Source organism: Sphingomonas sp. AAP5, assembly GCF_004354345.1.
Lineage (GTDB): Bacteria > Pseudomonadota > Alphaproteobacteria > Sphingomonadales > Sphingomonadaceae > Sphingomonas > Sphingomonas glacialis.
In genome coordinates, this window is the sequence record NZ_CP037913.1 from 770,894 (window position 1) to 796,539 (window position 25,646).

At 67.0% G+C, this 25,646-nt stretch carries 24 protein-coding genes and 1 tRNA gene; 14 read left to right on the plus strand and 11 right to left on the minus strand.

Features of this window, described 5'->3' with window-relative positions; all coding sequences use genetic code 11:
* Window positions 1-20: 20 nt before the first annotated feature.
* On the minus strand, window positions 21-3,179 hold the full coding sequence (locus E2E30_RS03540; protein WP_133187307.1) for an efflux RND transporter permease subunit: 3,159 nt from the start codon (window positions 3,177-3,179) through the stop codon (window positions 21-23).
* Between the two features lie 3 nt (window positions 3,180-3,182).
* Window positions 3,183-4,367, minus strand: a complete 1,185-nt coding sequence (locus E2E30_RS03545; RefSeq protein ID WP_133191908.1) for an efflux RND transporter periplasmic adaptor subunit — start codon at window positions 4,365-4,367, stop codon at window positions 3,183-3,185.
* Between the two features lie 375 nt (window positions 4,368-4,742).
* On the opposite strand from E2E30_RS03545, the gene E2E30_RS03550 reads away from it, so the two are divergent.
* Complete coding sequence (locus E2E30_RS03550) at window positions 4,743-5,471, plus strand: SIMPL domain-containing protein (RefSeq protein WP_133187309.1); 729 nt, start codon at window positions 4,743-4,745, stop codon at window positions 5,469-5,471.
* Between the two features lie 58 nt (window positions 5,472-5,529).
* On the opposite strand, the gene E2E30_RS03555 is transcribed toward E2E30_RS03550, so the two are convergent.
* The 3 genes from E2E30_RS03555 to E2E30_RS03565 form a co-directional block, all read right to left on the minus strand.
* Entirely contained in the window at window positions 5,530-5,781 is a 252-nt protein-coding gene (locus E2E30_RS03555; protein ID WP_133191909.1) for a GlsB/YeaQ/YmgE family stress response membrane protein, read from the minus strand.
* Window positions 5,782-5,882: 101 nt separating this feature from the next.
* Entirely contained in the window at window positions 5,883-6,182 is a 300-nt protein-coding gene (gene sciP, locus E2E30_RS03560) for a CtrA inhibitor SciP (RefSeq protein ID WP_010185929.1), read from the minus strand.
* Window positions 6,183-6,282: 100 nt separating this feature from the next.
* Window positions 6,283-6,519: a hypothetical protein gene (locus tag E2E30_RS03565; protein WP_189676839.1), complete on the minus strand. Its 237-nt coding sequence runs from the start codon at window positions 6,517-6,519 to the stop codon at window positions 6,283-6,285.
* 124 nt (window positions 6,520-6,643) lie between these two features.
* On the opposite strand from E2E30_RS03565, the gene mnmA reads away from it, so the two are divergent.
* Entirely contained in the window at window positions 6,644-7,750 is a 1,107-nt protein-coding gene (mnmA, locus tag E2E30_RS03570) for a tRNA 2-thiouridine(34) synthase MnmA (RefSeq protein ID WP_133187311.1), read from the plus strand.
* Between the two features lie 298 nt (window positions 7,751-8,048).
* Here the strand turns inward: mnmA and E2E30_RS03575 are convergent, their stop codons facing one another.
* The 4 genes from E2E30_RS03575 to pdxH all read right to left on the minus strand — a co-directional run bounded on the left by E2E30_RS03575 (window position 8,049) and on the right by pdxH (window position 11,303).
* Window positions 8,049-8,474 (minus strand): hypothetical protein, encoded by a 426-nt coding sequence (locus E2E30_RS03575; RefSeq protein WP_133187313.1) that lies wholly within the window; start codon window positions 8,472-8,474, stop codon window positions 8,049-8,051.
* A gap of 479 nt (window positions 8,475-8,953) precedes the next feature.
* Window positions 8,954-9,787 carry a PhzF family phenazine biosynthesis protein gene (locus tag E2E30_RS03585; protein WP_133187317.1) on the minus strand — a complete coding sequence of 278 codons (834 nt, stop codon included), beginning with the start codon at window positions 9,785-9,787 and terminating at the stop codon, window positions 8,954-8,956.
* A complete protein-coding gene (locus E2E30_RS03590; protein ID WP_133187319.1) occupies window positions 9,784-10,728 on the minus strand; it encodes a cation diffusion facilitator family transporter in 945 nt (314 codons plus the stop codon). The genes E2E30_RS03585 and E2E30_RS03590 overlap by 4 nt, the downstream gene beginning before the upstream one ends.
* Complete coding sequence (gene pdxH, locus E2E30_RS03595; protein ID WP_133187321.1) at window positions 10,725-11,303, minus strand: pyridoxamine 5'-phosphate oxidase; 579 nt, start codon at window positions 11,301-11,303, stop codon at window positions 10,725-10,727. The genes E2E30_RS03590 and pdxH overlap by 4 nt, the downstream gene beginning before the upstream one ends.
* Window positions 11,304-11,410: 107 nt before the next feature.
* Here pdxH and ku point away from each other — a divergent pair, with 107 nt between their 5' ends.
* The 10 genes from ku to aroC all read left to right on the plus strand — a co-directional run bounded on the left by ku (window position 11,411) and on the right by aroC (window position 22,916).
* A complete protein-coding gene (gene ku, locus E2E30_RS03600) occupies window positions 11,411-12,310 on the plus strand; it encodes a non-homologous end joining protein Ku (protein ID WP_133187323.1) in 900 nt (299 codons plus the stop codon).
* 180 nt (window positions 12,311-12,490) lie between these two features.
* Complete coding sequence (gene ligD, locus E2E30_RS03605) at window positions 12,491-14,983, plus strand: DNA ligase D (RefSeq protein WP_133187325.1); 2,493 nt, start codon at window positions 12,491-12,493, stop codon at window positions 14,981-14,983.
* A gap of 83 nt (window positions 14,984-15,066) precedes the next feature.
* Complete coding sequence (locus tag E2E30_RS03610) at window positions 15,067-17,544, plus strand: circularly permuted type 2 ATP-grasp protein (protein WP_133187327.1); 2,478 nt, start codon at window positions 15,067-15,069, stop codon at window positions 17,542-17,544.
* 130 nt (window positions 17,545-17,674) lie between these two features.
* The gene (locus E2E30_RS03615) at window positions 17,675-18,565 is read left to right on the plus strand and encodes a transglutaminase family protein (protein WP_133187329.1); all 891 of its coding nucleotides are present in this window, start codon (window positions 17,675-17,677) and stop codon (window positions 18,563-18,565) included.
* A gap of 77 nt (window positions 18,566-18,642) precedes the next feature.
* Window positions 18,643-19,584 (plus strand): DnaJ C-terminal domain-containing protein, encoded by a 942-nt coding sequence (locus E2E30_RS03620; protein WP_206365633.1) that lies wholly within the window; start codon window positions 18,643-18,645, stop codon window positions 19,582-19,584.
* 21 nt (window positions 19,585-19,605) lie between these two features.
* Window positions 19,606-20,565, plus strand: a complete 960-nt coding sequence (locus tag E2E30_RS03625; protein WP_133187331.1) for a YihY/virulence factor BrkB family protein — start codon at window positions 19,606-19,608, stop codon at window positions 20,563-20,565.
* Complete coding sequence (gene fabI, locus E2E30_RS03630) at window positions 20,562-21,365, plus strand: enoyl-ACP reductase FabI (RefSeq protein WP_133187333.1); 804 nt, start codon at window positions 20,562-20,564, stop codon at window positions 21,363-21,365. Before E2E30_RS03625 ends, fabI begins: the two co-directional genes overlap by 4 nt.
* A 6-nt stretch (window positions 21,366-21,371) precedes the next feature.
* Window positions 21,372-21,614 (plus strand): DUF4160 domain-containing protein, encoded by a 243-nt coding sequence (locus E2E30_RS03635; RefSeq protein ID WP_133187335.1) that lies wholly within the window; start codon window positions 21,372-21,374, stop codon window positions 21,612-21,614.
* Window positions 21,598-21,852, plus strand: a complete 255-nt coding sequence (locus tag E2E30_RS03640) for a DUF2442 domain-containing protein (RefSeq protein ID WP_133187337.1) — start codon at window positions 21,598-21,600, stop codon at window positions 21,850-21,852. The genes E2E30_RS03635 and E2E30_RS03640 overlap by 17 nt, the downstream gene beginning before the upstream one ends.
* Window positions 21,849-22,916 (plus strand): chorismate synthase, encoded by a 1,068-nt coding sequence (aroC, locus tag E2E30_RS03645; RefSeq protein ID WP_133187339.1) that lies wholly within the window; start codon window positions 21,849-21,851, stop codon window positions 22,914-22,916. Before E2E30_RS03640 ends, aroC begins: the two co-directional genes overlap by 4 nt.
* Before the next feature lie 324 nt (window positions 22,917-23,240).
* On the opposite strand, the gene E2E30_RS03650 is transcribed toward aroC, so the two are convergent.
* Together E2E30_RS03650 and E2E30_RS03655 are read right to left on the minus strand one after the other, a co-directional pair.
* Complete coding sequence (locus E2E30_RS03650) at window positions 23,241-23,546, minus strand: hypothetical protein (RefSeq protein ID WP_133187341.1); 306 nt, start codon at window positions 23,544-23,546, stop codon at window positions 23,241-23,243.
* Between the two features lie 85 nt (window positions 23,547-23,631).
* Complete coding sequence (locus E2E30_RS03655; RefSeq protein ID WP_133187343.1) at window positions 23,632-24,921, minus strand: adenylosuccinate synthase; 1,290 nt, start codon at window positions 24,919-24,921, stop codon at window positions 23,632-23,634.
* 175 nt (window positions 24,922-25,096) lie between these two features.
* Here E2E30_RS03655 and E2E30_RS03660 point away from each other — a divergent pair, with 175 nt between their 5' ends.
* Together E2E30_RS03660 and E2E30_RS03665 are read left to right on the plus strand one after the other, a co-directional pair.
* Window positions 25,097-25,474: a hypothetical protein gene (locus E2E30_RS03660; protein ID WP_133187345.1), complete on the plus strand. Its 378-nt coding sequence runs from the start codon at window positions 25,097-25,099 to the stop codon at window positions 25,472-25,474.
* Window positions 25,475-25,556: 82 nt separating this feature from the next.
* Window positions 25,557-25,633, plus strand: a tRNA-Pro gene (locus E2E30_RS03665).
* Window positions 25,634-25,646 lie beyond the last annotated feature (13 nt).

The window sequence follows — 25,646 nt, forward strand, 5'->3', positions numbered from 1 at the left end:
GGAGGGGAACGTTGTGCCCATCACTCCGCTGGATGCGGACCCTCGCCCGAATAAACGATCCGCGGCGGGGCGCCGGGGAGGGTGGGGCCGGTCGGCGGGCGGTTCTCGATCAGCGGGCCGAGATCGTCGCCGGGGCGATAGGTCAGCAGGTTGCGCCGCAGATACGGCCCGACGCGCGCCTCGACCCCGACCGCGAGGCTGAACAGCGCCGGCGTGATGAGCAGCGTCAGCACGGTCGACATCGTGAGACCGCCGATAACGGTGATCCCCATCGGCACGCGCGACGATCCGTCGCCGGTCAGCGCGAGCGCGGTCGGCATCATGCCCGCGACCATCGCCACCGTCGTCATCACGATCGGCTGCGCGCGCTTGTGCCCGGCGTCGATGATCGCGGTGACCTTGTCGACGCCCTTGTTCATCTCCTCGAGCGCGAAGTCGATCAGCAGGATCGAGTTCTTGGCGACGATGCCGAGCAGCATGATCAGGCCGATATAGACCGGCATCGAGATCGGCGTGCCCGTCACCGCCAGCCCGATCAACCCGCCGAGCGGCGCGACCGCAAGCGAGATCACGTTGACGAACGGCGGCAGCAAACGGCGGTAGAGCAGCACGAGCACCGCAAAGAGCAGGAAGACGCCCGCGACCAGCGCGATGATGAAGTTCTGGATCAGCTCGACCTGCCATTTCGATTCGCCAAGCGTGAGTTCCTTCACGCCGAGCGGCAGGTTCTTCATGATCGGCAGCGCGTGGATCTCCTTTTGCGCGGTGCCGCTGACGACGCCGGGCGAAAGATCGGCCCCGACCGTCAGCTGGCGCTGCTGCGCGACGCGTTCGATCTTGGTCGGCCCCGCGCCGAAGCCGATATCGGCGACGACGTTGAGCGGGACCGAACCGCCGCTCGCGGTCGCGACCGGCAGGTTCTGGATCGTCGACAGGCGCTGGCGCGAATCCTGGTCGAGCGCGACGCGGATCGGGATCTGGCGGTCCGACAGCGAGAATTTCGCGCTGTTCTGGTCGATGTCGCCGAGCGTCGCGAGCCGGATCGCGTTCGACAACGCCGCCGTCGTCACGCCCATCGTCGCCGCCAGATCCATGCGCGGCGTGATGACGAGTTCGGGGCGCTTGAGATCGCCCGAGATGCGCGGCGCGACGAGATCGGGCAGCGTCGACATCGCCTCGACGATCTTCGCGCCGGTCTCGGCGAGCAACTTGGGATCGTCGCCGCCGAGCGTGACGGTCAGCGCACGGCCACCGCCGCCCCAGCCGCTCGACGAGCGGAACGAGACGCGCGCATCGGGAATCGTCTGGAGCTCGGGCGCGAGCGCGCGCTCGAACTCATAGCTCTTCATCGTGCGCTCGGCCTTGGGCTTGAAGATCGCGGTGACGCGACCATTGCCGACAAAGGCGCGCGAATAGACCGATTCGACGCTCGGCTGTTTCTGCAGGAAGTCGGCGACGCGGCGCACCACGGCCTGCGTTTCGGCAAGCGTCGTGCCCGGCACCATGTCGATCTGCGCAACGCTCGAATCCGAATCGCGCAGCGGCTGGAAGGTCGAGGGGATGCTCATGAACAGCAGGATCGTCGCGGCAAACGCCGTCGCCCCGCCGACCACCGCCGACCAGCGATGGAGCAGCGTCCATTTCAGGATCGCCATGTAGCGATCCATCAGCCAGCCTTCGCCGTGCGACGCCTGGCCGTGCGCCTTGAGGAAATAGGCCGCGAGCATCGGGGTGATGAGGCGCGCGACGGCCAGGCTCATCAGCACCGAGGCGACCACCGTCAGGCCGAAGTTCATGAAGAACTGGCCCGAGATGCCGGGCATCAGGCCGACCGGCAGGAACACCGCGACGATCGCCATCGTCGTCGCGAGCACGGCAAGGCCGATCTCGTCGGCGGCGTCGATCGACGCTTGATAGGCGGATTTGCCCATCCGCATGTGCCGTACGATATTCTCGATCTCGACGATCGCATCGTCGACCAGCACGCCCGCGACGAGGCTCAGCGCCATTAGCGTCATGTTGTTGAGCGTGAACCCGAGCAGCTCCATCACCCAAAAGGTCGGGATCGCCGAGAGCGGGATCGCGAGCGCCGAGATGATCGTCGAGCGCCAGTCGCGCAGGAAGATGAAGACGATCACGACCGCGAGGAACGCGCCCTCGACCATCGCCTCCATCGCGGCGTCATATTGCGCCTTGGTGTATTTCACGCTGTCCGAGATGCGCTTGAAATGCACCTTGGGGTTGCGCGCCTCGAGCGCGGCGAGCTTCTTCTCGGCCTCGTGGAAGACGGTGACGTCGGAATAGCCCTTGGCGCGCTGGAAATCGAAGCTCAGCACCTGGCGGCCGTTGAGCTCGGAGGCCGAGCGCTGTTCGGCATAGAGATCCTCGACGCGGCCGAGATCGGCGACCTTGATCGTGCGGCCGGTGCCGGTGGCGATCTGCACTTGGCCGAGCGCATAGGCGGTCTGCGCGTTGCCGAGCACGCGAACCGATTGCTCCGAACCGGCAAGCTGTGCGCGGCCGCCAGCGGCGTTGAGGTTGACCTGGCGCAGCTGCTGGTTGACCGCGCTCGCGGTCAGGCCCTGCGCCGACAGCTTGAGCGGATCGAGGATCACGCGGATCTCGCGATCGACGCCGCCGTTGCGGCTGACCGTGGCGAGGCCGGGGACCGACAGCAATTCCTTGGCGACGTCGTTGTCGATGTACCAGCTGAGCTGCTCGACCGTCATGTCGGTGGTGATCGCGGCGTAGCTCGCGAGATCCTGGCCCGTCGTGTTGGCGCGCATGATCTGCGGCTCGAGGATGCCGTCGGGTAGGTTGCTGCGGATCTGCGAAATGGCCGAGCGCACGTCCTCGACCGCACGGTCGATCGGCGTGCCGATGTTGAGCTGGACGATCGTCTGCGAGCTGCCCTCGGTCACTGTCGAATCGATCTCGTCGATTCCCTGGAGCGAGCGGACGGCGGCTTCGACGCGTTGCGTGACTTGCGTTTCGAGCTCGGTCGGCGCGGCGCCCGGCTGCGAAATTTCGACGATGACGACCGGAAAATCGATATCGGGCTGGTTGTTGACGTCGAGCCGCATGAAGCTGACGATCCCGGCGATCGTCAGCATGAAGAACAAGACGATCGACGGGACCGGGTTGCGGATCGACCAGGCCGAGATATTCCGGAAGTTCATCGACTACCTCTTATTCGCTGCGTCCGCCGTCACCAGCGTCGGTTTTACCTTCTGCCCGGCGTTGAGGAACGCACCGGCCGACTGCACCACCTTCTCGGTACCGTTCAAGCCGTCGCTGATCGCCACACCGCTGTCGGACACTTCACCGACCTTGATCGAGCGCCGGACGAGCTTGTCGTCCGCGCCGACGATATACACGTAATTTCCCTTGTCGTCGCTCTGGATCGCGGCGTTGGGAAGTTCGGGAACATTGGTCGTGCCCGCGACGATCGCCGCCGAGGCGAAGCCGCCCGGACGCAGCGCCGGATCATAGCTGAGCGCGATGCGTGCAACGCCCTGGCGAGTCGTCGGATCGATCACCGGGGAGACTTGCCACACTTGGCCGGAGAACACCGTGCTCCCGCCGACCGGGGTGACGCGCGCTTGCGATACGACGTGGAGCCCGCGCAGATCGTTCTCGCTGACTTGCGCGCGCAGTTCGAGCTGGCCGCCCTCGGCCATGCGGAACAGCACGCCCGACCCGGCGCTGACGACCTGGCCCGCCTCGACGCTGCGCGTCAGCACCAGGCCGCGCGCGGGCGCGCGGACGTCGAGCCGGCCGTTGCTCGCTTGCTGCTGCGCGAGCTGCGCCTGCGCAACCTTGACTCGCGCAAACGCGGCGTCGCGCGTCGCGGTCTTGGTCTCGATGTCGGCACGCGAGATGAACCCGCGCGAGACGAGTTGCTTGGCGCGGTCGAGTTCGGACTGCGCGAGCGTCGCATCGGCCTGCGACACCTTGATCTGCGCGGACAGCGAGGCGGCGGTCTGCGTCTGGACCGAGCGATCGACTTGCGCGAGCACCTGCCCCTTTTCGACCCACTGGCCGGGTTCGACCAGCACGCGGGTGACGATGCCGCCTTCGCCCGAAACGCCGATCGGCATTTCCCGCCGCGCCGCGAGCGAGCCCGTCGCGGTGATCGTCCGCGCGACGCTCGAACGGCCGGGCACAACGACCGAGACGAGCGGAAGCTGTTCGGTCGTCTTCGCCGGCGGCGCTTTGTGGCCGAAGAACGAATAGGCGAAGATCGCGATCGCAACCACGGCGACGACGATGCCCGCGATCAGACCCCAACGCCGCCCGCGCGGCGCACCCTCGCCGGGCAGCGCGATAACGTCTTCGGTACCGATCGTCCGCGTCTCATACTGCATCTGCGTCACATCCCCGACCTTTTGGCCCGCCCCATGGGCTTCGGCCCGGACCACCGACCCTTGCCGGCACGCCTCTTCGTCACTGTATTATCGAAATATATCACCGACCTCAAGAGGGCCGCTCTGTTCGCATGCGCAATGGCGCGATTCGCCCGGGTTCGCAACCATTTCGCAACAGGATCACCAGTCATCGTGGCAACTTCGTTTCGCAGCGCGGCATTGCCATGATACGAATGTGGGGCGGTGCGATATGCCGCATGCCGTCACGGAATGGCGCGCTCCGCAAAAAGGCTTGGGTCGTTCATCGCTCGTTGCCGCAAAAGCTGGCAAGGCTTGGGGAACGGGCCGACCGGCCCCGAACACCGGGAGTATGATATGCGTTCGACCTTTCTTCTTCTTGCGCCTGCCCTGCTCGTCGCCGCCGGAGCTGCCAGCACCGCGTCGGCGCAGACCGCGACCGTGCCGAGCGTGCTCGCCGACGGTACGCTGCTCGACATTTCGGCCGAGGGACGCACGACGCGCGTGCCTGATATCGCGACGATCCGCGCGGGCGTGATGACGCAGGGGCAGACCGCCGCAGCGGCGCTCGCCGAGAATGCCAGCCGCATGGCGCGCGTGCTCGCAGCGCTGAAGCAGGCGGGCGTGGCGCCGCGCGACATCCGCACCGCCAACGTCTCGCTCAGCCCGCAATATCGCTATGCCGACGGGCAGGCACCCGTCGTGACGGGGTATCAAGCATCGAACAGCGTCGCGATCCGTTTCCGCGATGTCGCGAAGTCGGGCACGATCCTCGACACACTGGTCGCCCAGGGCGCCAACCAGATCGACGGCCCGAGCCTGTCGCTCGACCAGCCCGACGCCGCGCTCGACGAAGCGCGCATCTCGGCGGTCAAGATCGCGACGGCACGCGCGCAGCTTTACGCCAAAGCGGCGGGGATGAGCGTCGTGCGGATCGTGTCGATAACCGAAGGCGGCGCCAACGATGGCGGTTCGCCGCCGCCGATGGTGTTCATGGCGCGCGCCAAGGCGGCGGATTCGACCGCGATCAGCGCTGGCGAGACCGCCGTGTCGGTCACGCTCGCGGTGCGCTTCCTGCTGAAATAAACCAAAAGGGCCGCCGGGATTGCTCCCGACGGCCCTTTCTCGCAGTCTGTCGCTAGGTTTAGCGGACAGTACCGCGACGGATCAGATTGACGATCGCGAGCAGGATGATCGCGCCGATCAACGAATACAGGAAGGTCGTGATGGTAACGACCTGGTTGATCCCGGCGCCGAACAGGAACGATGCAATCACCGAACCAATGATGCCGACAACGATATTCAGGATGACGCCCTGCTGACCATCGGTCCGCATCACCATGCTGGCAAGCCAACCACAGACGCCACCGACTACAAGCCAAACAATGAGACCGATCATCTTACCCTCCATTTGCCCGGGTGCATCCGGGATACGGGGGTAAGACTCACGACCCGCGAATTTTGTTCCGGGCCCGGTTCGAGCCGCATGCGATCACCTCAATATTTTTGCTGGCGCTCGTACAGCGACTTGTAATGCTGGATCCGCGTAACGCGCAAACCGGGCATGCCCGAGCGATCGATCGCGCGCTGCCAGCCGGCGAATTCCTCGACCGTCAGGCCATAGCGTTCGCACACTTCGTCTACGGTGAGCAGGCCGCCATTCACGGCTGCGACCACCTCGGCCTTGCGGCGCACGACCCAGCGCGTCGTCTCCGGCGGCGGGAGCGATTCGAGCGTCAGTGGCTCTCCGAGCGGTCCGATCACCTTGGCTGGGCGGATCTTCTGGTTTTCGATCATCGTTGAAACCTCGTGTGGGGCGGGGGACCCCGTCATCTCAGTAACGGCTTGTAGCCGGCGGACTTGAACGCCGGCTAAAGCGGCTCGGTAAACAACATCTTCATTCTCGTGCCCCGCAGAGGGGGGTTGCGATCAGCCGTGCAACGGCCAGGTTGAAGCAGCCGTGCGCGGGGGCAAACCAATCGGGCATGCTGTGCACGGGCGGAAGTTGCGCCTGCATCATCGCCGTCGGGCTTGCCGCCTGGCGCGCCGCGACCCCGACCATCAGCACGGCCAGGTCGGGCGGGAGCGCCACGACGGTGGCGTCGGCTTCAAATCGGGTAAAGTTCAGGTCCACGCGGCACATCCGATTGCGGTTCGAAGGGATGCTGTACGGGCAAGGTCCTAAAGGGCAGGTAAAGCTGCCGAAGATCTTTTCGATACTTTTGCATCGCGGCGGGCGAACGCCTATCTGGCGGGGCATGGATACTGGTGAATTTCAGCTGGGCGCCGATCTGGCGGGCAAGCGTATCGTCGTCGCGATGTCGGGCGGGGTCGACAGTTCGGTCGTGGCAGCGCTCGCGGCGCGGACCGGGGCCGAGACGATCGGCATCACGCTCCAGCTCTACGATCACGGCGAAGCCGTCGGCCGGGCGGGCTCGTGCTGCGCCGGGCGCGACATCCGCGATGCGCGGAGCGTGTGCGACCGACTCGGCATCGCGCATTATGTCTTCGACCACGAATCGCGCTTCCGCGACCAAGTGATCGACCGCTTCGCCGACGACTATCTCGCCGGGCGCACGCCGATTCCGTGCATCCAGTGCAACATGGGCCCGAAATTCACCGACTTGCTCGCCGCTGCGCGCGATCTCGGCGCGGATTGCCTCGCGACCGGGCATTATGTCCGGCGCGTCGAAGGGTCGGCGGGTGCGCAACTCCACCGCGCCGCCGATCCGGCGCGCGACCAGAGCTATTTCCTGTTCGCGACGACGCAGGATCAGCTGGACTATCTGCGCTTTCCCTTGGGCGCGCTGCCCAAGCCGCGCGTGCGCGAACTCGCCGCCGAGCTCGGGCTCGGCGTCGCGGGCAAGCCCGACAGCCAGGACATCTGCTTCGTGCCCGACGGCGATTACGCTTCGCTCGTCAAGAAACTGCGCCCCGATGCCGACACCAGCGGCGAGATCGTCGACGAGACCGGCCGCGTGCTCGGCAAGCATCGCGGGCTGATCCACTTCACCGTCGGCCAGCGCCGCGGGCTCGAGATCGGCGGGACGCCCGAACCGCTCTACGTCATTCGGCTCGATGCGGCGGCAAAGCGCGTCGTGGTGGGGCCCAAGGCCGCGCTCGGCGTGCGCGCGGCGCGGCTGAGCGGGGTCAACTGGCTGGCGGGTGCGTATCGTGGGCCGATGACCGCGAAGGTGCGCTCGCTCGCCAAGCCGGTGGCGGCGCATTTCGACGGCGAGCGCGTGGTGTTCGACGCGCCCGAATACGGCGTCGCGCCGGGGCAGGCGACGGTGCTTTACGCCGGCGACCGGGTGCTCGGCGGCGGTTGGATCGAGGAAACCGAGAGCGCGCTGGTCGAGGCTTGAGCGCGTTTGCTACGTCGGGACGCGGGCGGATGGTATAGCTTGAGCATGGGGCAGCGTCAGCGCCGCCGATGTCGCTTGTTGGTGCGGAGCGGCGCTAAGCATAACCGTCGCTCCGGCGAAGGCCGGGGCCTCCCCCCTGGTGTCCCGTTGTCCGCCAAGCCATCCAGAGGCCCCGGCTTACGCCGGGGCTACGACCGAGGGAATGTCTGAGTTTGGTGGTAAGCGGACATTCCGCTCAAGGTGCTGCTATCAGGTCGGGCCAATCGTCCCGTGGTGGTGGTCAGCGAACATCCCAGCTTTACCGTGCCGGCTGCACGCTAGCGGCCTTCGGTGGTGCACGATCACCCTCGTAATACATGCTCATGCACAGGCATCCGATCGCCATGCCGATCAGGCCCATCGCGATCTGCACGTCCAGCTTGGTGCGGCGTAGGACAGGCCGGCGCTGGGTCAGTCCGTCGATCAGCCGAACGTTGGCACCGACCGACGTAATGGCGGCTAACCCGAAGAGGATCACTGACAGCCACACGACGCGCGACGCGTTCTGGAGCAAACTGCCGATCAACGTGACCGAGAGCCCTGCGCCGGCGATGCCGACCGTCGCCAGCTGATCGAAGATCTTCGATTGAACCTCGTAAGGAAGGTCCGCCGATACGGACTCGGGCCGCTCCTCGATGAAGTCAGCGCCCGGCTTCAGCCGGAGCCTATAGAAGAAATCTAGCACGTGCCGCTCCCGATCAAGACCCAAAATCTCGCGGGTCGATAGTCGCAGGGTTGTTGCTCAAGGTCGATACCGAGCGTCCGCTGTCGGGATGGCCATCAGGCAAGCTGGACGTCCGGTTCTGGTCGCCATGTGACATCCGGGAACACCGCCAAACCGCCGTCTTGCATCGCGGGAGGTCAAGGCCGCACCGTTACCCAGTTAGCATTTCAAATTCCCGCCTCGCGCCGCGCTTCGCGGGCACTCCACGCGGGGTCGGCAAAGCCGTCGGCGAGCTCGGCGTGCGCCACGCGCTCGGTAAGCTCGCTTGCCTGACGCTCGCGGCGCTTTCGGCGATCTCGCGCTTGAGCCAATATTCGATGTCGTAGCGCGGTATCACCGCAGGCCCTCGGCTCTGCAAGCGGGGGCATTATCAGCTGCTGTCACCATCGCGCTCGCGGCAGGATCGGTGATCATGCCCCGCTAGAGCACGGATCGCCTCGTCAACCGAGGAAGAACGTCCCTTCCATCACCGTGACGCACGATCCCCCGAGCACGACGCGCTCGCCCTCGAGCCGGCAGGTCAAATGCCCTCCACGCGCGCTCGCCTGGTACGCGGTGAAGCGATCGCGACCGAGGCGGGCCGTCCAATAGGGCGTCATCACCGCATGCGCCGAGCCCGTCACCGGATCCTCGTCGATCCCCGCGCCCGGCGCGAACACCCGGCTGATCACGTCGGTGTCGTCGCCCGGCGCGGTGACGATCGTCAGCACGTCGACCTCGGCATCCGCACCCGCCTGCGGGTCATCGCCCGAAGGACGGCCGAGCCGCCGGAAATCGGGATCGAGCGCGCGGATCTGGTCGGCATGCTCGAGCACGATCAGCGCATAGCGATGCGGATGCCACAGCGTCTCGACCGCCGAGTCGAGCCCGAGCGCTGCAACGATATGCGGCAGCGGCTTGGGCGCCGGGGCCCAGGCGGGCAGCGCGAGTTCATAGCTGTCGCCGGCGCGCGTCACGGTCAGGATGCCGGCCTTGCGCGTACGGAAGGTGACGGCATCGCGCTCGGGATCGCTCGACAGCACGAAATGGCCGCTGGCCAGCGTGGCGTGGCCGCACAGGACGACCTCGTTGGTCGGCGTGAACCAGCGCAGTTCGAAATTGGCCTCGCCGCTCGCATCGGGCAGGATGAAGGCGGTTTCGCTGAGATTGTTCTCGGCGGCGATCGCCTGCAGCACGGCGTCGTCGAGCCACGCGGCGAGCGGCATCACCGCCGCCGGATTGCCCGTGAAGGCTTCGCTCGCGAAGGCGTCGATTTGAACGATCGGCAGTCTCATGCGCGTTTCCCGAACCAGTGAGGGGTGACGTCGGCTTCGACCAAAGGATTGTCGGTGTCGACATGGCCCTCGGGGTCGAGATGGATCAGCAGTTCGACCTTCGGGAACGCCTTGCGCAACGCGCGTTCGACGCCTTCGACCACGATATGCGCATCCGCCACGGTGATGTCGCGCGCGACCTCCATGTGGAACTGCGCAAAATCGTGCGCGCCCGAATGGCGCGTGCGGAAATCGTGGATGCCCTTGATGCCCGGCTGGCGCGCGGCGACCTCGATGAAGTCGCGGCGCATGTCCTCGGGCCATTCCTTGTCCATCAACTGGTCGATCGCGCTCGACGAGGCGCGGAACGCCCCGAACGCAAGCCACAGCGCGATGATGATGCCGAAGATCGGATCGGCCTGATGCCAGCCGAGATATTGGTCGAGCACCAGCGCGACGATCACCGAACCGTTGAGCAGCACGTCGGACTGGTAATGGACATTGTCGGCGACGATCGCGACCGAGCCGGTGCGGCGGATCACGCTGCGCTGATAGGCGAGCAGCACCATCGTCGCGACGATCGCGATCACCGACACGCCGATGCCGAACTCGGCGCCCTGCGTCGCCGCGTTACTGCCGAGCGCCATCACCGCGCGCCAAGCGATGCCCGCGGCCGAAGCGGTTATGAGCATGACCTGGAACAGCGCGGCGAGCGCCTCGGCCTTGCCGTGCCCGAAGCGGTGGTCGTGATCGGCCGGCTGCGCGGCGAGGCGCACGCCGTACAGCGTGACCAGGCTGGCGAGCAGGTCGAGCCCCGAATCGGCGAGGCTGCCGAGCATCGCGACCGAACCGGTCGACCAGGCGGCATAGGTTTTCAGCGCGATCAGCCCGCACGCCATCGCCACGCTCGCGAGCGCGGCACGGACGGTATGCGGGATGGCGCGGCGCTGGTCTTCGGTCACGGGTAGAGCAATCCTTCGGTCCAGCCGTCCGCGGTGCGGGTGAAGACGCGGCGCTCGTGCAGCCGGTGCGCGCGGTCCTGCCAGAATTCGATCACGGCGGGGGTGACGCGATAGCCGCCCCAGAAGGGCGGGCGCGGAACGTCCTGCCCCTCGAACTTCGCCTGCATCTCGGCGAAACGCGCCTCGAAGGTCGCGCGATCGTCGAGCGGGCGCGACTGGTCCGAAGCCCAGGCGCCGAGCTGCGAATCGCGACCGCGGCTGGCGAAATAGGCGTCCGATTCGGCATCGGTCGCGCGGGCCACGCTGCCCTCGATGCGGATCTGGCGGCGCTGCGATTTCCAGTGGAACAGCAACGCGACATGGGCATTGGCGTCGAGCTCGCCCGCCTTGCGGCTGCCGCGGTTGGTGTAGAACACGAAGCCGTCGGGGCCGTGGCCCTTGAGCAGCACCATCCGCGACGACGGGCGACCGTCTGCGTCGGCGGTGGCGAGCGCCATCGCGTTGGAATCGTTGATCTCGCTTACGCGCGCCTCGGCGTACCACGTGTCGAACAGCTGGAAGGGGTCATCGGCCATGGCACGCCTTTACGATTCCGCGGGCGTGCTGTCGAGAAACGGAACGACTCCCGCGCTGAAGGATTGTTGCGCTATCGAATCGGCTTCGAAACGAAGGATTTCACCGCATGGCCGCACGCGCATATTGGCAGGGGCAGATCCGGCTCGCCTTGGTCTCGATCCCGGTCGAGATCTATTCGGCGACCAAATCGGGTGCGGCGGTGAGCTTCAAGCAGATCCACGAACCGACCGGCAAGCCGATCCATTACGAAAAGGTCGTCACCGGCGTCGGCCCGGTCGATGTCGACGAGATCATGAAGGGCTTCGAGTTCGAGAAAGGCGAATATGTCCTGCTCGAACAGGACGAGATCGATGCGGTGAAGCTCGAATCGAAGAAGACGCTCGAGCTGACGCAGTTCGTCGATGCGAGCGAGATCGACGTGCTCTATTACGAGAAGCCCTATTTCGTCGTTCCGGCGGATGATCTCGCCGAAGAGGCGTTCATCGTACTGCGCGAGGCGCTGCGGCGGACCAAGAAGGTCGGGCTCGGGCAGCTGGCGATGCGCGGGCGCGAATATGTCGTGAGCCTCAAGCCGTGCGGGCGCGGGATGGTGCTCGAGACGCTGCGCTATGCCGACGAGGTCAACACGGCACAGGGCTATTTCCGCGACATTGCCGATACGACGCCCGATGCCGACCTGTTGGATCTCGCCGAAGCGTTGATCGAGAAGAAGTCGGGCGCGTTCCACCCGCAGGATTTCCACGATCGCTATGTCGATGCGCTGAAGGATCTGGTCGAGCGCAAGCGCAAGGCCAAGGGCGGCAAGATCATCGAGGAGAAGGACGACGGCAAGCCGGTAAAGGGGTCGAACGTGGTCGATCTGATGGCCGCGCTGCGCAAGTCGATGGGGAGCGCGGCGCCGGCCAAGACGGCGGAAAAGCCCGCGGCGGCGAAGAAGGCGCCGGCCAAGAAGACGCCCGCGAAAAGCGCGCCCGCCAAGAGCGCGGCGGCGAAGAAGCGTGCCTGAGCTTCTCCTTTCCCCCTCCCGCTGGCGGGAGGGGGCGGGGGTGGGCGCGCGCTTTCAGCGTGAGCACCGTTCGATCGCGCGCGCCCATCCCCAGCCCAGTTCGGGGTCGGATGTACCCCCGGCACATCCTCGACAGCGCGGGGCGCTGTCGACCTCGAACTCGCAAGCGGGAGGGGAGGGATGAGCACCGACCCGCTCGCCAAATACAATGCCAAGCGCGACTTCGCGAAGACCGCCGAGCCCGCCGGCACGCTCGCGCCCGGCCATGGCAACCGCTTCATCGTCCAGAAGCACGACGCCTCGCGCCTCCACTGGGACTTCCGCCTCGAGGTCGACGGCGTGCTCAAGAGCTGGGCGGTCACGCGCGGCCCGAGCATCGACCCCGACCAGAAGCGCCTCGCGGTCCGCACCGAGGACCATCCGCTGTCCTATGCCGATTTCGAAGGCATCATTCCGGCGGGCGAATATGGCGGCGGCACGGTGATGTTGTGGGACAGCGGCACCTGGGCGCCGATCGCGGGCAAGAGCGTGAAGGATATCGAGCAGGGCCATCTCCACTTCGTGCTCGAGGGCGAGCGGATGAAGGGCGAGTGGATGCTGATCCGGCTGAAACCGCGCGGCAAGGAGAAGGGCGAGAACTGGCTGCTGCGCAAGGTCGGCGACGCCGAGGCGGGCGGGACCGATACGCTGGTCGAGACCGGGCTGACGAGTGTGACGACCGGGCGCACGATGGCGGAGATCGCGGAGGGGAAGGCTCCGACGAAACAGTCCACCCCGTCACCCCCGCGAACGCGGGGGTCGCGCTCGTCTTCGGCCGCGGGCCAGAAGCGGGATCCCCGCGTTCGCGGGGATGACGGAAAGATGCCGGTGTTTCAGGAGCCGCAGCTTTGCACGCTGGTGGATGCGGTGCCGTCGGGGAACCAGTGGCTGCACGAGGTGAAGTATGACGGCTACCGCGCGCTGATCGCGGTCGCCAAGGGCAAGGCCAAGGTCTTCACCCGCTCGGGCCTCGACTGGACCGACAAATTCCAGGCCATCGCCGATGCCGTCGCCAAGCTCCCCGTGGAAACCGCCTTGCTCGACGGCGAAATCGTCGCGTTCAAGGACGGCAAGCCCGATTTCTCGACGCTCAAAAACGCCATTTCGAGCGGCGGCGAGATGACCTTCTTCGCCTTCGACCTGCTCCAGCTCGACGGCGAGGACCTGACCGGCCTCGCCAACACCGCGCGAAAGGAACGGCTCGCGCCGCTGATCGACGGCGAGGACCCGCGCGTCCAATATTCGCAGCATATCATCGGACAGGGCGAGCAACTGTTCGAGACGATGTGCCGCGAAGGCTATGAGGGCGTCGTGTCGAAGCGCGCCGATGCGCCGTATCGCGGCAAGCGGACGCAGGCGTGGCTCAAGATCAAGTGCACGCAGCGCCAGGAATTCGTCATCGTCGGCTGGACGACGAGCGCGAAACCGCGCGGGTTTGCTTCGCTGCTGCTCGGCCTCAACGGGCCCGACGGGCTGATCTATGCCGGCAAGGTCGGGACCGGGTTCAGCACCGACCTGATGATGGAACTGCGCGAACGGCTCGAAAAGATCGAGCGCAAGACACCGACGGTGAAGGCTCCCCCAGCGGCGGTCCGCGGGGCGCATTGGGTCAAACCGCAACTCGTCGCCGAAGTCGCCTATGCCGAGACCACGCCCGACGGCGTGCTGCGCCATTCGAGCTTCCTGGGTTTGCGCGAGGACAAGGCGGCGAGCGAGGTCGTCGCCGAGACGCCGGTGGCGGTCGACGCGCCCGAAAGCCACATCCCCGAAACCCACATCAAGATCAGCAATCGCGACCGCGTGATCTTTCCCGAATCGAACGTCACCAAGGGCGAGCTCGCCGATTATTACGCACAGGTCTCCAGCATCATGCTGCCCTTCGCCGGCAGCCGCCCGATCAGCCTGGTGCGCTGCCCGCAAGGCCGCGCAAAGGCCTGCTTCTTCCAGAAGCACGACGCGGGCAGCTTTAAGGGCGACCACGTCCACAAGGTCGCGATCCCGGAGAAGGACGGGTCGAGCGAGGATTATCTCTACGTCGACGACGCGGACGGGCTCGTCGCCTGCGTCCAGATGGGGACGATCGAATTTCACGGCTGGGGCTCGTCGGTCGGCAGCCTCGAACAGCCCGATCGGATGGTGTTCGATCTCGACCCCGACGAAGAGCTCGGCTTCGACGTGGTCAAAAAGGCCGCGGCGGACCTCAAGGAACATCTCGCCGAACTCGGCCTCGTCAGCTTCGCGATGCTGTCGGGCGGGAAGGGCGTGCATGTCGTCGTGCCGCTCACGCCGCAAGCCGAGTGGCCTGCGGTCAAGGATTTCGCCGAACGCTTCGCCCGCGCGCTCGGCGCGGCCGAGCCCGATCGCTTCCTCGCGACGATGTCGAAGGCCAAGCGCAAGGGGCGGATCTTCATCGACTGGCTGCGCAACCAGCGCGGCGCGACCGCCGTGCTGCCCTATGTCGCGCGCGCCCGCGCCGGCGCGCCCGTCGCGGCACCCGTGTCGTGGACCGAATTGCGCGATATCGACGCCGCGAGCCGCTGGGGCGTGCGCGATGCCGCCGCATTGATCGCGCGCGCCGGATCGCGCGATCTCGCGGGATGGGGCATTGCGGACCAAGTTCTGCCCGATCTGTAATCGTAATCGATTTTAGCCTGTTGCACCTGCGAAGCGATTGTGGCCTTGTCGGCCGCGTTCTTTGGGGGATTTGAGAAATTTCGATGGCCACGGCCTCCGCGCCTTCGTTGCTCGACCCCGCCACGCATGCCGCGCGCTGGATCGCCGACTATCGCGCCCGCGCGATTCAGGGCGACGTGCTCGGCACCGATCCCGATCCGGCGTGGAGCGCAATGTTCGAGGAACTCGCCGCGGTGGCGGGCGACGATTTCGGCCAGGCGCGCGAGCGCGTCCAGCGCCATGCCGAGGATATCGGCACGGGCTTCCGCATCATCGGCGAAAGCGAGGAGCGCCCATGGCCGCTCTCGCCCGTCCCGCTGCTGATCGACGCCGAGGAATGGCGCACGATCGAGCGCGGCATCGTTCAGCGCGCCGACCTGCTCGAGAGCGTGATCGAGGATCTGTACGGCGATGCAAGCCTCGTCACGCGCGGGCTAATCCCGGCGGCGTTGGTCGGCGGATCGCCCTTCTTCCTGCGGCCGATGGCGGGGCTCGTGCCGCCGGGCGGGCACCACCTCCATTTCATCGCGGTCGATCTCGGGCGCGGGCCGACCGGCGAATGGCGCGTGCTTGCCGATCACCTGCGTGCGCCGGCCGGCGCTGGCTACGCGTTGGAAAATCGTCTGGCGATCGCGCGAACCTTGGGCGGGCTGCAATCGCGGCTCAACGTCCAGCGCCACGCACCGTTCTTCGCGGCGTTCCGCGATGGCCTTGCCGCCGCCTGCCGCCGTGTCGAGCCGCGGATCGGGCTGCTCACCCCCGGCCGCTATAGCGCAAGCTATGCCGAGCAAGCGCATCTCGCGCGCTATCTCGGTTTCCTGCTGGTCGAGGGCGCCGATCTCGCCGCGCTCGAGGACAAGCTCTACATCCGCACGATCGACGGGATGAAGCGCGTCGACGCGCTGTGGCACCGCATCGATCCGCGGCTGCTCGATCCGTTGGCGTTCGATTCGCACTCGCATATCGGTGTTGCCGGGCTGATCGACGCGGCGGCGGCGGGCAATGTCGTGATCGCCAATGCGCCGGGCGCGGGCGTGCTCGAATCGGCGGCGTTCGGGGCGTTCCTGCCCGCGCTCGCGACGCGGCTGCTCGGCGCCGATCTGATCCTGCCCAATATCGCGACCTGGTGGTGCGGGCAGGACCGCGCGCGCAACGAGGTGATGGACGATTTCGACCGGATGCTGATCGGCCCCGCCTTCGGGGTCGCACCGCTCGGGCTGCCCGGTGGCATCGCGCTGCACGGCGCCGATATCACCGGCGCCGCGCGCGACGCCTTGCTCGACGATATGGCGCGCCGCCCGCAGGATTATGTCGGGCAGGAAATCGTCCGGCTCTCGACGATGCCGGTCGTAACCGACGCCGGGCTCGCGGCACGCCCCTTCACGCTGCGCGTCTTCGCGGCGCGCGGGGCGGACGGCGGCTGGGTCGTCCTGCCGGGCGGGTTCGCGCGGATCGCCGAACATCCCGATCCGCGCGCCGCGGTGATGGGTGAGGGGTGCTGGTCGGCCGATGTCGCGATCCACGGCGCCGAGACGGTCGCGCCCGTCTCGCTGCTGCCGCCCGCCGACACGATCCATGTCCGTCGCAATCCCGGTACCTTGCCGAGCCGCGTCGCCGACAATTTCTTCTGGCTCGGCCGCTATCTCGAGCGCGGCGAGGCCTTGCTCGGCATCGTCCGCGTGATGCTCGGCAATTCGATTGATGCCGATGCCGGTGCCGCGCTGTCGCCGGAGACGGTCGGGCGGCTCGTCGGGCTGGTGGTGAGTGGCGGTGGCGCGCCGCATCCCGCGACGCTGCGCCGGAGCGATCTCGCAGCGTTTGCGCGCACCGCGATGGAGGATGCCGGCTGGCACAGCGTCCGGACGATCAACCGGCTCGCGCGCGGGATCGGGCAGGGCTCGCGCGATCGGCTTGCGGCCGACGTCGTGCGGCTGCTCGACGCGCCCTATCCAAACAAGGGCGGGATGCTCGATCGCGCCGGTTCGCTCCAGCGGCGCTATGCCGCGCTGTCGGGGCTTTCGGCCGAGCATATGGGGCGGACCGCGGCGTGGCGTTTCCACGATCTCGGCCGCCGGCTCGAACGCGCGCTGAGCGTCACGCGCGCGGTGCGCGCGTTCGGCATGGCGCAGGCGAGCCTCGACGATCTCTCGACGCTGCTCGACCTCGCCGACAGCCAGATCAGCTATCGCCAGCGCTATCTGACGGGGATCGCGCGCGTGCCGGTGGTCGATCTCGTCGCGCTCGATCCGGGCAATCCACGCTCGCTCGCCTTCCAGATCTGCCGGATCTGCGAGCATCTCGCCGCCTTGCCCGTGCTCGAGGATGACGGGATGGAGGAGCCGCAGCAAGTCCAGGGCAGCGTGCTCACCGCGATCGTCTCGACCGCGACCGCGGCGGCGCTCGACGCCGACATTCTCGGCGATGTCGAGCGGCGGCTGTTCCAATTGTCCGAAGCGATCGCGCGGCGCTATTTCCTGCAGGGTGCCGAGCCGCTGCGCGCAGCCGGGATGACACTGGCGTGACGCTATATCCGGCCGTCACCTCGGACGTGATCCGGGGTCCATGCGAAGCGCAACGATATTTGGGCGGCCGCGCCTTTATCTGCCGGCTCGCATGGATGCCGGATCACGTCCGGCATGACGGAAAGCTTCGATGATCTACGACATCCGCCACGTCACACGCTTCGACTACGGCGCGCGCGTCAAGTTCGCGCGCTGCAATCTGCGGCTCAAACCGATCCACTGGTCGGGCCAAAATCTGCTCGATTATCGCCTGACGATCTCGCCCTCGGGCCGCGTCGCGCCCGCGCGCGCCGAGGCGGGGCTCGCCAATGTGATGCGGATGGTGGTCGAACAGCCGGTGCGCCATCTGATGATCGAGAGCGTCTCGCGGATCGAGATCGACCGGCCGGTGCCGATGCCATCGAACGGATCGCCGCCGCTGCGCGAGATCGCCGCCGCGGCGCGCGTCAGCCGTGATCCCTCGCCGGCGGGCCCCGCCGCCTATCTCTTCCCCTCGCCGTTGATCCCGCTCGACCGCGACATTGCCGACTGGTGCGCGCAGGATCTGCATCCCGACCGCCCCGCGCTCGACGCCGCGATCGGCCTCGCGCAGCGCATCCAGCACGATTTCGCCTTCGACGCCGAGGCCACGCTGGTCGACACCACCCCGCACGAGGCGTTCCTCAAGCGCGGCGGCGTCTGCCAGGATTTCGCGCAGATCATGATCACGGGCCTGCGCGCCGCCGGGCTGCCCGCCGCCTATGCCTCGGGCTATATCCGCACGATCCCGCCGCCCGGCCAGGCGCGGCTCGTCGGCGCCGATGCGACGCACGCCTGGGTGCTGCTGTGGTGCGGGCCCGAGCTCGGCTGGGTCGGGGTCGACCCGACCAACGGCATCTGGATGGCGGGCGATCACATCGTCATGGCGATCGGCCGCGACTATGGCGAGATCGCGCCGATCGACGGCGTCGTGCTCGGTTCGGGCGCGCAGAAGATGGACGTCAGCGTCGACGTCGCCCCCGTCCTTGAGGCGGCGGCGTAACGAACGGCGTTTGCACTCGAGGCGGCGATACCCCAGATAGGCCGCACTGAACCTATTCCAGACTACCGGGGACTTTTGTGGCCGATCCATACACAACGCTGGGCGTGGCGCGGACCGCGTCCGAGGCCGAGATCAAGAAAGCGTATCGCAAGCTCGCCAAGGAGCTGCATCCCGACAAAAACAAGGATAATCCCAAGGCGAGCGAGCGCTTCAGCACCGTGACGCAAGCCTATGATCTGCTCAACGACAAGGACAAGCGCGCACGCTTCGACCGCGGCGAGATAGACGGCGACGGCAACCCCGCCGCGCCGTTCGGCTTCGGCGCGGGCGCAGGCAATCCCGGCGGCTTCCGGCCCGGCCCGGGCGGTGGCGGCTTCCAGGCCGATGGGCCCGATCTGAGCGACATCTTCGAAAATATGTTCTCGGGCGGCGGCGGCGGTGGGCGCGGCGGCTTTGCGGGCGGGTTCGGCGGCTTCGGGCGGCGCGAGCAGCCCAAGGGCGGCAACATCCTCTACAAGCTCGACGTGCCCTTCATCGACGCGGTCGCCGCCAAGCCGCAGCGCATCACGCTCGGCGACGGCAAGACGATCGACCTCAAGATCCCCGCCGGGCTCGAAAGCGGCGCGCAGATGCGGCTTGCGGGCAAGGGGCAGGCAGGCCCGGGCGGCAATGGCGACGGCATCGTCGCGATCACCGTGCTGCCGCATCGCTTCTTCGAACGCGTCGGCGACGACGTCCGGCTCGATCTGCCGGTGAGCCTTGTCGAGGCAGTGCTCGGCGCGAGCGTCCGCGTGCCGACAGCCGAGGGCGCGGTGATGCTCACCGTCCCCAAGGGATCGACTTCGGGCAAGACGCTGCGGCTGCGCGGCCGCGGTTTTCATCGCAAGGATGGCACGCGCGGCGACCAGCTCGTGACGCTGATGATCGATCTCCCCGCCGACGACGCGGCGCTGATCGCGTTCGCCGAGGGCTGGAAAGACGAGTCGGCACGGAACCCGCGGGCAGGGATGGACGTCTGACCGTTTTAGCCGGAGCTTAGCTTGAGTCAGATTTCCCCGGTCTCGCCCGAAGTCCGCGCGGTGCGTGGCGAGGCGGGTGTCACCCCGTCCGATGTTCCGCCCGCCGTGCGGCTTCCGGCGCGCGCCTGGCAAGTGCTGCGGCGCGTGCTGATCGGCGTCTTTTCGGACGGGTTCATCCACGCCGGAAACTTGGCCTATCTCGCGCTGCTGACGGTGTTCCCGTTCTTCATCCTCGCCGCCGCGATCGCCTCGCTGATCGGCCAGAGCGCCGAGACGCAGCGCGCGGTCGCCTCGTTCCTCCACGTGCTGCCCGCCAACGTCGCCGAGCTGCTCGAAAAGCCGATCCACGACGTGCTCCTCGCGCGCACCGGATCGCTGCTGTGGATCGGCGCAATCGTCGCCTTGTGGTCGGTCGGCAGCTTCGTCGAGACGATCCGCGACATCTTCCGCCGCGCCTACGGCGTCGTCTCGACCAAGCCGTTCTGGCATTACCGGCTGAGCTCGATGCTCGTTATCATCGCCTCGGTCGTGATCGCCTTGCTGTCGTTCCTCGTCCAGGGCCTGATGACCGCGGTCGAGCGCTTCATCTACACGCTGCTGCCGTTCGCGCAGAATATCGCGGGCTGGGTCGGGCTGTCGCGCATCGTGCCCGGCGTGGTGATGTTTGGCGCGCTGTACATGCTGTTCTTCTCGGTCACCCCGTCGAAATACCGGTTGAGCAAATGCCCGAAATGGCCCGGCGCGCTGTTCACCACCGTCTGGTGGGTCAGCATCACCGCGTTGCTGCCCGTCGTGCTGTCGCGGCTGGGCAGTTATGATCTCACCTATGGCAGTCTGGCCGGCGTGATCATCGCCTTGCTGTTCTTCTTTCTCGTCGGCCTCGGCATCGTGTTCGGCGCGCATTTGAACGCGGCACTGGCGGAACCGACCGAACACGGGGTAGAGAGCACGCCTGAAACGAATGAGGCGGTGATAGCGTGACGGAATTGATGGCAGGCAAGCGCGGGCTGATCATGGGGCTCGCCAATGATCGTTCGCTCGCCTGGGGGATCGCGAAGAAGTTGAGCGAAGCGGGGGCGGAGCTCGCCTTCAGCTATCAGGGCGAGGCGATGGAGAAGCGCGTGCGCCCGCTTGCCGAGCAATTGGGCGTCGCGCGGCTGTTCGATTGCGACGTGTCCGATATGGGCGCGCTCGATGCGACCTTTGCCGATCTGGCGAAGGAATGGCCGACGATCGACTTCGTCGTCCATGCGATCGGCTTCTCCGACAAGAACGAGCTGCGCGGCGGCTATGTCGACACCAGCCTCGACAATTTCCTGATGACGATGAACGTCTCGGTCTATTCGTTCGTCGCAGTCTGCAAGCGTGCGGCGGCGATGATGCCCAACGGTGGATCGCTGCTGACGCTCAGCTATTACGGCGCGGAGAAGGTCATCCCGCACTATAACGTGATGGGCGTCGCCAAGGCCGCGCTCGAGACGAGCGTGCAATATCTCGCGGTCGATCTCGGCCGCGACAACATCCGCGTCAACGCGATCTCGGCGGGGCCGATCAAGACGCTCGCCGCGAGCGGGATCGGCGACTTCCGCCTGATCCTCAAATGGAACGAGCTCAACTCGCCGTTGAAGCGCAACGTCACGATCGAGGATGTCGGCGGCGCGGGCCTGTACCTGCTCAGCGACCTGGCGAGCGGCGTGACGGGCGAGACGCATCACGTCGATGCGGGCTATCATGTCATCGGTATGAAAGCGGAGGATGCGCCGGACATCGCGCTGGCGTAACCGGCGGTGCCGGTCATCTTCAAGCAGGATGGATTTCGGTTCTTCTTCTATTCCGACGAAGGCGACCCGCGCGAGCCTCCCCACGTCCATGCCCGTAATGCCGACGGCGAAGCCAAATTCTGGCTGCGTCCGAACGTCCGGCACGCACGCAGCCGAGGCCCGGACTTTCGCGCCCTGCGAAAATTGGCGATACTGATCGAAGCCCGTCGCGATGAGATTGAGGACGCGTGGAATGGACACTTCTCCTAGGCCGATGGCGGCCCGGTTCGATGACGATGCGATGTGGGTCGATCTCGAGGACGGTCGAACGCTGGGCATCCCGCTGGCGTGGTTTCCGCGACTGCTTCACGCGTCCCCCGAGCAACGGGCGGCTGTGGAGCTGAGCCCCTACGGCTTGCACTGGGATGCGCTGGACGAAGACATCTCGGTCGATGGTCTGCTGGCGGGGCGCAGGGACATGACTCGTCCGTCGCGCGACGCCGCATGAGCTACAACACCTTCGGCCACGCCTTCCGCTTCACCACCTGGGGCGAGTCCCACGGTCCCGCGATCGGCGCGGTGGTCGATGGCTGCCCGCCCGGCATCGCGATCACCGAGACCGATCTCCAGCCATTCCTCGACCAGCGCCGCCCCGGCACTTCGCGCTTCACCACGCAGCGGCAGGAGCCAGATCAGGTCCGCATCCTCTCGGGCGTGTTCGAGGGGCGCACCACCGGCACGCCGATCAGCCTGATGATCGACAATGTCGATCAGCGCTCGAAGGATTATAGCGACGTCGCCAAGGCGTATCGCCCCGGCCATGCCGATTACGCCTATGACGCCAAATACGGCTTCCGCGACTATCGCGGCGGCGGGCGCTCCTCGGCGCGCGAGACCGCCTCGCGTGTCGCCGCTGGCGCCGTCGCGCGGCTGGTGATCCCCGAGGTGACGATCACCGCCTGGGTCGAGGCGATCGGCGGCGATGCGATCGACCCCGCCAATTTTGACGCCGCCGAGATCGGCCGCAACCCGTTCTTCTGCCCCGACCCGGTCGCGGCAGCCCGCTGGGAAGGCCTGGTCGACACCGCGCGGAAAGCCGGATCGTCGCTCGGCGCGGTGATCGGGTGCGCGGCGACGGGCGTGCCCGCCGGCTGGGGCGCGCCGCTCTATGCCAAGCTCGATGCCGAGCTCGCCGCCGCCTGCATGGGGATCAACGCGGTCAAGGGCGTCGAGATCGGCGACGGCTTCACCGCGGCCACGCTGCGCGGCGAGGACAATGCCGATGCGATGCGCCCCGGCGACAACGGCCCGGCCTTCCTCGCCAACCATGCCGGTGGCATCGCCGGCGGAATCGCGACCGGGCAGCCGATCACGCTGCGCGTCGCGTTCAAGCCGACCGCCTCGATCCTAACCCCCGTAGAGACGATCGACCGCGACGGCGCGGCGACCGAGATCATGACCAAGGGCCGCCACGACCCGTGCGTCGGGATCCGCGGTGCGCCGGTCGTCGCCGCGATGGTCGCGCTCGTCCTTGCCGACCAGAAGCTGATGCACCGCGCGCAGATCGGCTGACGGCGCGCCGCGTTTCGTTCGAGCCAGCCCCTCATCCCAGCACACGCTGGGATCGCGAGCCGCAAGGGCGGGCCGAAGCTCCAGGAGATCCCCAGCGTTCGCTGGCGCGCCGCGTTGGTCTGCGGCCCTTGAAACGCGCAAGCGATCGTTTCGCGAAACGTCCTGCTGCACCGCGGCGCATATTGAAAGACACCGCGACCTAGTCGCGTCCTTTGCATCGACATCTGTAACAAGAAGGCAAATTGTTGCTTTAGAGCGACAGGTTGAGCGACCAATTGCCGAGGAGCGCGTTCTTACACCTGACCCATTTGATGGTCACGTCATTCAAAAGGACAGACCCATGCGTATCGCAACCCTTACCGCAATTGCCGCAATGACGCTTTCGTCGGCAGCACTCGCGCAGACCACGCCGGCATCGCCCGGTGCGCCGACCACGTCGTCGCCTTCGACTTCTGATCCGATGACCTCCGCGCCGAGCACGATGACTCCGGGCACGCCTGCACCGACGACCGCAGACCCCGCCATGGCGACGCCGGACTCGACCGCAACGACGACGTCCACCACCGACTCGACCATGTCGACCCAGACGCCGACTGACTCGACGACCACCACGACGAAGAGCAAGTCCAAGAAGAAGCGCCCGATGTAATCGAGGTCCCCTTCGGTTCGTCACGGCCCCCGGTCGCGCGCAAGCGCGGCCGGGGTTTTTTGTGCATCAGTCGGAGAAAGGATCGCGGACGAGGATCGTGTCCTCGCGCTCGGGGCTGGTCGAGACCAGCGCGACCGGGCAGCGGATCAGTTCTTCGATCCGGCGGATATACTTGATCGCCTGCGCCGGCAGGTCCGCCCAGCTGCGCGCGCCTGCGGTGGTTTCCTGCCAGCCGGGCATCGTCTCATAGATCGGCTCGACCTCGGCCTGGTCGGCGGCGTGCGCCGGATAATAATCGAGCGTCTCGCCGCGCAGGCGGTAGCCAGTGCAGATCTTCACTTCGTCGAAGCCGTCGAGCACGTCGATCTTGGTCAGCGCGATCCCGGTGATCCCGCCGACCGCGGCCGACTGGCGCACCAGCACCGAATCGAACCAGCCGCAGCGCCGCTTGCGCCCGGTGACGGTGCCGAACTCATGTCCGCGGACGCCGAGCTTTTCGCCGGTCGCGTCTTCGAGCTCGGTCGGGAAGGGGCCCGAGCCGACGCGCGTCGTATAGGCCTTGGCGATGCCCAGCACGAAGCCGACCGCGCTCGGCCCAAGGCCCGAGCCCCCCGCAGCCGTGCCCGAGATCGTGTTCGACGAGGTGACGAACGGATAGGTGCCATGGTCGACGTCGAGCAGCACGCCCTGCGCGCCCTCGAACAGGATCCGCTTGCCCGCGGCCTTGGCGGCGTTGAGGTTGCGCCAGGTCGGCTTGGCGAAAGGCAGGACGAACGGCGCGATTTCGCGCAACGCCTCGACCAGGGCGACGCGATCGACCGGCGGCTCGCCGAAGCCCGCACGCAGTGCGTCGTGATGCGCGCTGATCCGGTCGAGCTGCGCGTCGAGCGCGTCGAGATGCGCGAGATCGCACACGCGGATCGCACGGCGGCCGACCTTGTCTTCATAAGCGGGGCCGATACCGCGCCGCGTCGTACCGATCTTGCCGGCGCCCGAGGCGTCCTCGCGCAGCCCGTCGAGGTCGCGGTGGAACGGCAGGATCAGCGCGCAGGTGTCCGACACCATCAGCGTGTCAGGCGTGATCGTCACGCCCTGGCCGCGCAGCTTCTCGACCTCTGCCTTGAGCGCCCACGGATCGAGCACCACGCCATTGCCGATCACCGACGGCGTACCGCGCACGATGCCCGAGGGCAGTAGCGACAGCTTGTAGACGCTCTCGCCGACGACGAGCGTATGGCCGGCATTGTGCCCGCCCTGGAAGCGCACGACGACATCGGCGCGCTCGGCGAGCCAGTCGACGATCTTGCCCTTGCCCTCATCGCCCCACTGGGCGCCGATTACTGCTACGTTTCCCACGGTGTTCTGCCTGATTGTTACGTTTTCGGTGCAGCCCTAATGCGAGGGGGGCGGGGGGTCCATGTCTAATGCGCGCCACGCGTGTGCGCGACGGGTCGAAGCGCCGCTGCGCGCGTTGCCAATTATCGGCGTGCGGTTCATGCTGGGGACGGGTTCATCGGATTAGACAGTCGCCATGATACTTTCGCCGCACGCCGTTCGTCCCGCTTCTGTGCTCCGTCTCGCGCTGGCGGCGGCCTTCGCCTGCGCGCCGGTCGCGGTGTTTGCTCAGGCTGTCCCCGTGCCCGAGGCGGCGCCCTCGACCGACACGATCCGGCTGACCGACGAACAGCGCCGCGCGATTCTCGACCACGCCACCCCCGAAAGCGCCGCCGCGGCGCGTGGCGAAATGCCCGAAGCCGAGCGCAAGACGCTCGGCATCCACGGCGAGGTCGGCGCGATGGTCGGCTCGAACGGCCTGCGCTCGCTATACGGCGTCGCGCAGATCCCGCTGGGCGATTCGGCGGCAGCGACGGTGGCGTTCGAAAGCAGCCGGTTCGGGTATCGGCGCTAGGAAACGCCGCGCGGGCTGCGCGAACGGAAATCTGCGAGGACGCTTGCGCTTCTCGGCGCACCCCCCTAAGCGCATCGAGCGTCGGGGAGTGGCGCAGTCCGGTAGCGCGCCTGCTTTGGGAGCAGGATGTCGCAGGTTCGAATCCTGTCTCCCCGACCATCTTCCAAAAATC

Excerpts from the sequence above, each read along its gene's own strand:
- E2E30_RS03615 (WP_133187329.1), top strand. The coding sequence starts at position 17,675 with ATGATCTACGACATCCGCCACGTCACACGCTTCGACTACGGCGCGCGC.
- ligD (WP_133187325.1), top strand. The coding sequence starts at position 12,491 with ATGAGCACCGACCCGCTCGCCAAATACAATGCCAAGCGCGACTTCGCG.
- pdxH (WP_133187321.1), bottom strand. The coding sequence starts at position 11,303 with ATGGCCGATGACCCCTTCCAGCTGTTCGACACGTGGTACGCCGAGGCG.
- E2E30_RS03540 (WP_133187307.1), bottom strand. The coding sequence starts at position 3,179 with ATGAACTTCCGGAATATCTCGGCCTGGTCGATCCGCAACCCGGTCCCG.
- mnmA (WP_133187311.1), top strand. The coding sequence starts at position 6,644 with ATGGATACTGGTGAATTTCAGCTGGGCGCCGATCTGGCGGGCAAGCGT.
- E2E30_RS03660 (WP_133187345.1), top strand. The coding sequence starts at position 25,097 with ATGATACTTTCGCCGCACGCCGTTCGTCCCGCTTCTGTGCTCCGTCTC.
- E2E30_RS03610 (WP_133187327.1), top strand. The coding sequence starts at position 15,067 with ATGGCCACGGCCTCCGCGCCTTCGTTGCTCGACCCCGCCACGCATGCC.
- E2E30_RS03545 (WP_133191908.1), bottom strand. The coding sequence starts at position 4,367 with ATGCAGTATGAGACGCGGACGATCGGTACCGAAGACGTTATCGCGCTG.
- E2E30_RS03550 (WP_133187309.1), top strand. The coding sequence starts at position 4,743 with ATGCGTTCGACCTTTCTTCTTCTTGCGCCTGCCCTGCTCGTCGCCGCC.
- E2E30_RS03585 (WP_133187317.1), bottom strand. The coding sequence starts at position 9,787 with ATGAGACTGCCGATCGTTCAAATCGACGCCTTCGCGAGCGAAGCCTTC.
- sciP (WP_010185929.1), bottom strand. The coding sequence starts at position 6,182 with ATGATCGAAAACCAGAAGATCCGCCCAGCCAAGGTGATCGGACCGCTC.
- E2E30_RS03640 (WP_133187337.1), top strand. The coding sequence starts at position 21,598 with ATGGACACTTCTCCTAGGCCGATGGCGGCCCGGTTCGATGACGATGCG.
- aroC (WP_133187339.1), top strand. The coding sequence starts at position 21,849 with ATGAGCTACAACACCTTCGGCCACGCCTTCCGCTTCACCACCTGGGGC.
- ku (WP_133187323.1), top strand. The coding sequence starts at position 11,411 with ATGGCCGCACGCGCATATTGGCAGGGGCAGATCCGGCTCGCCTTGGTC.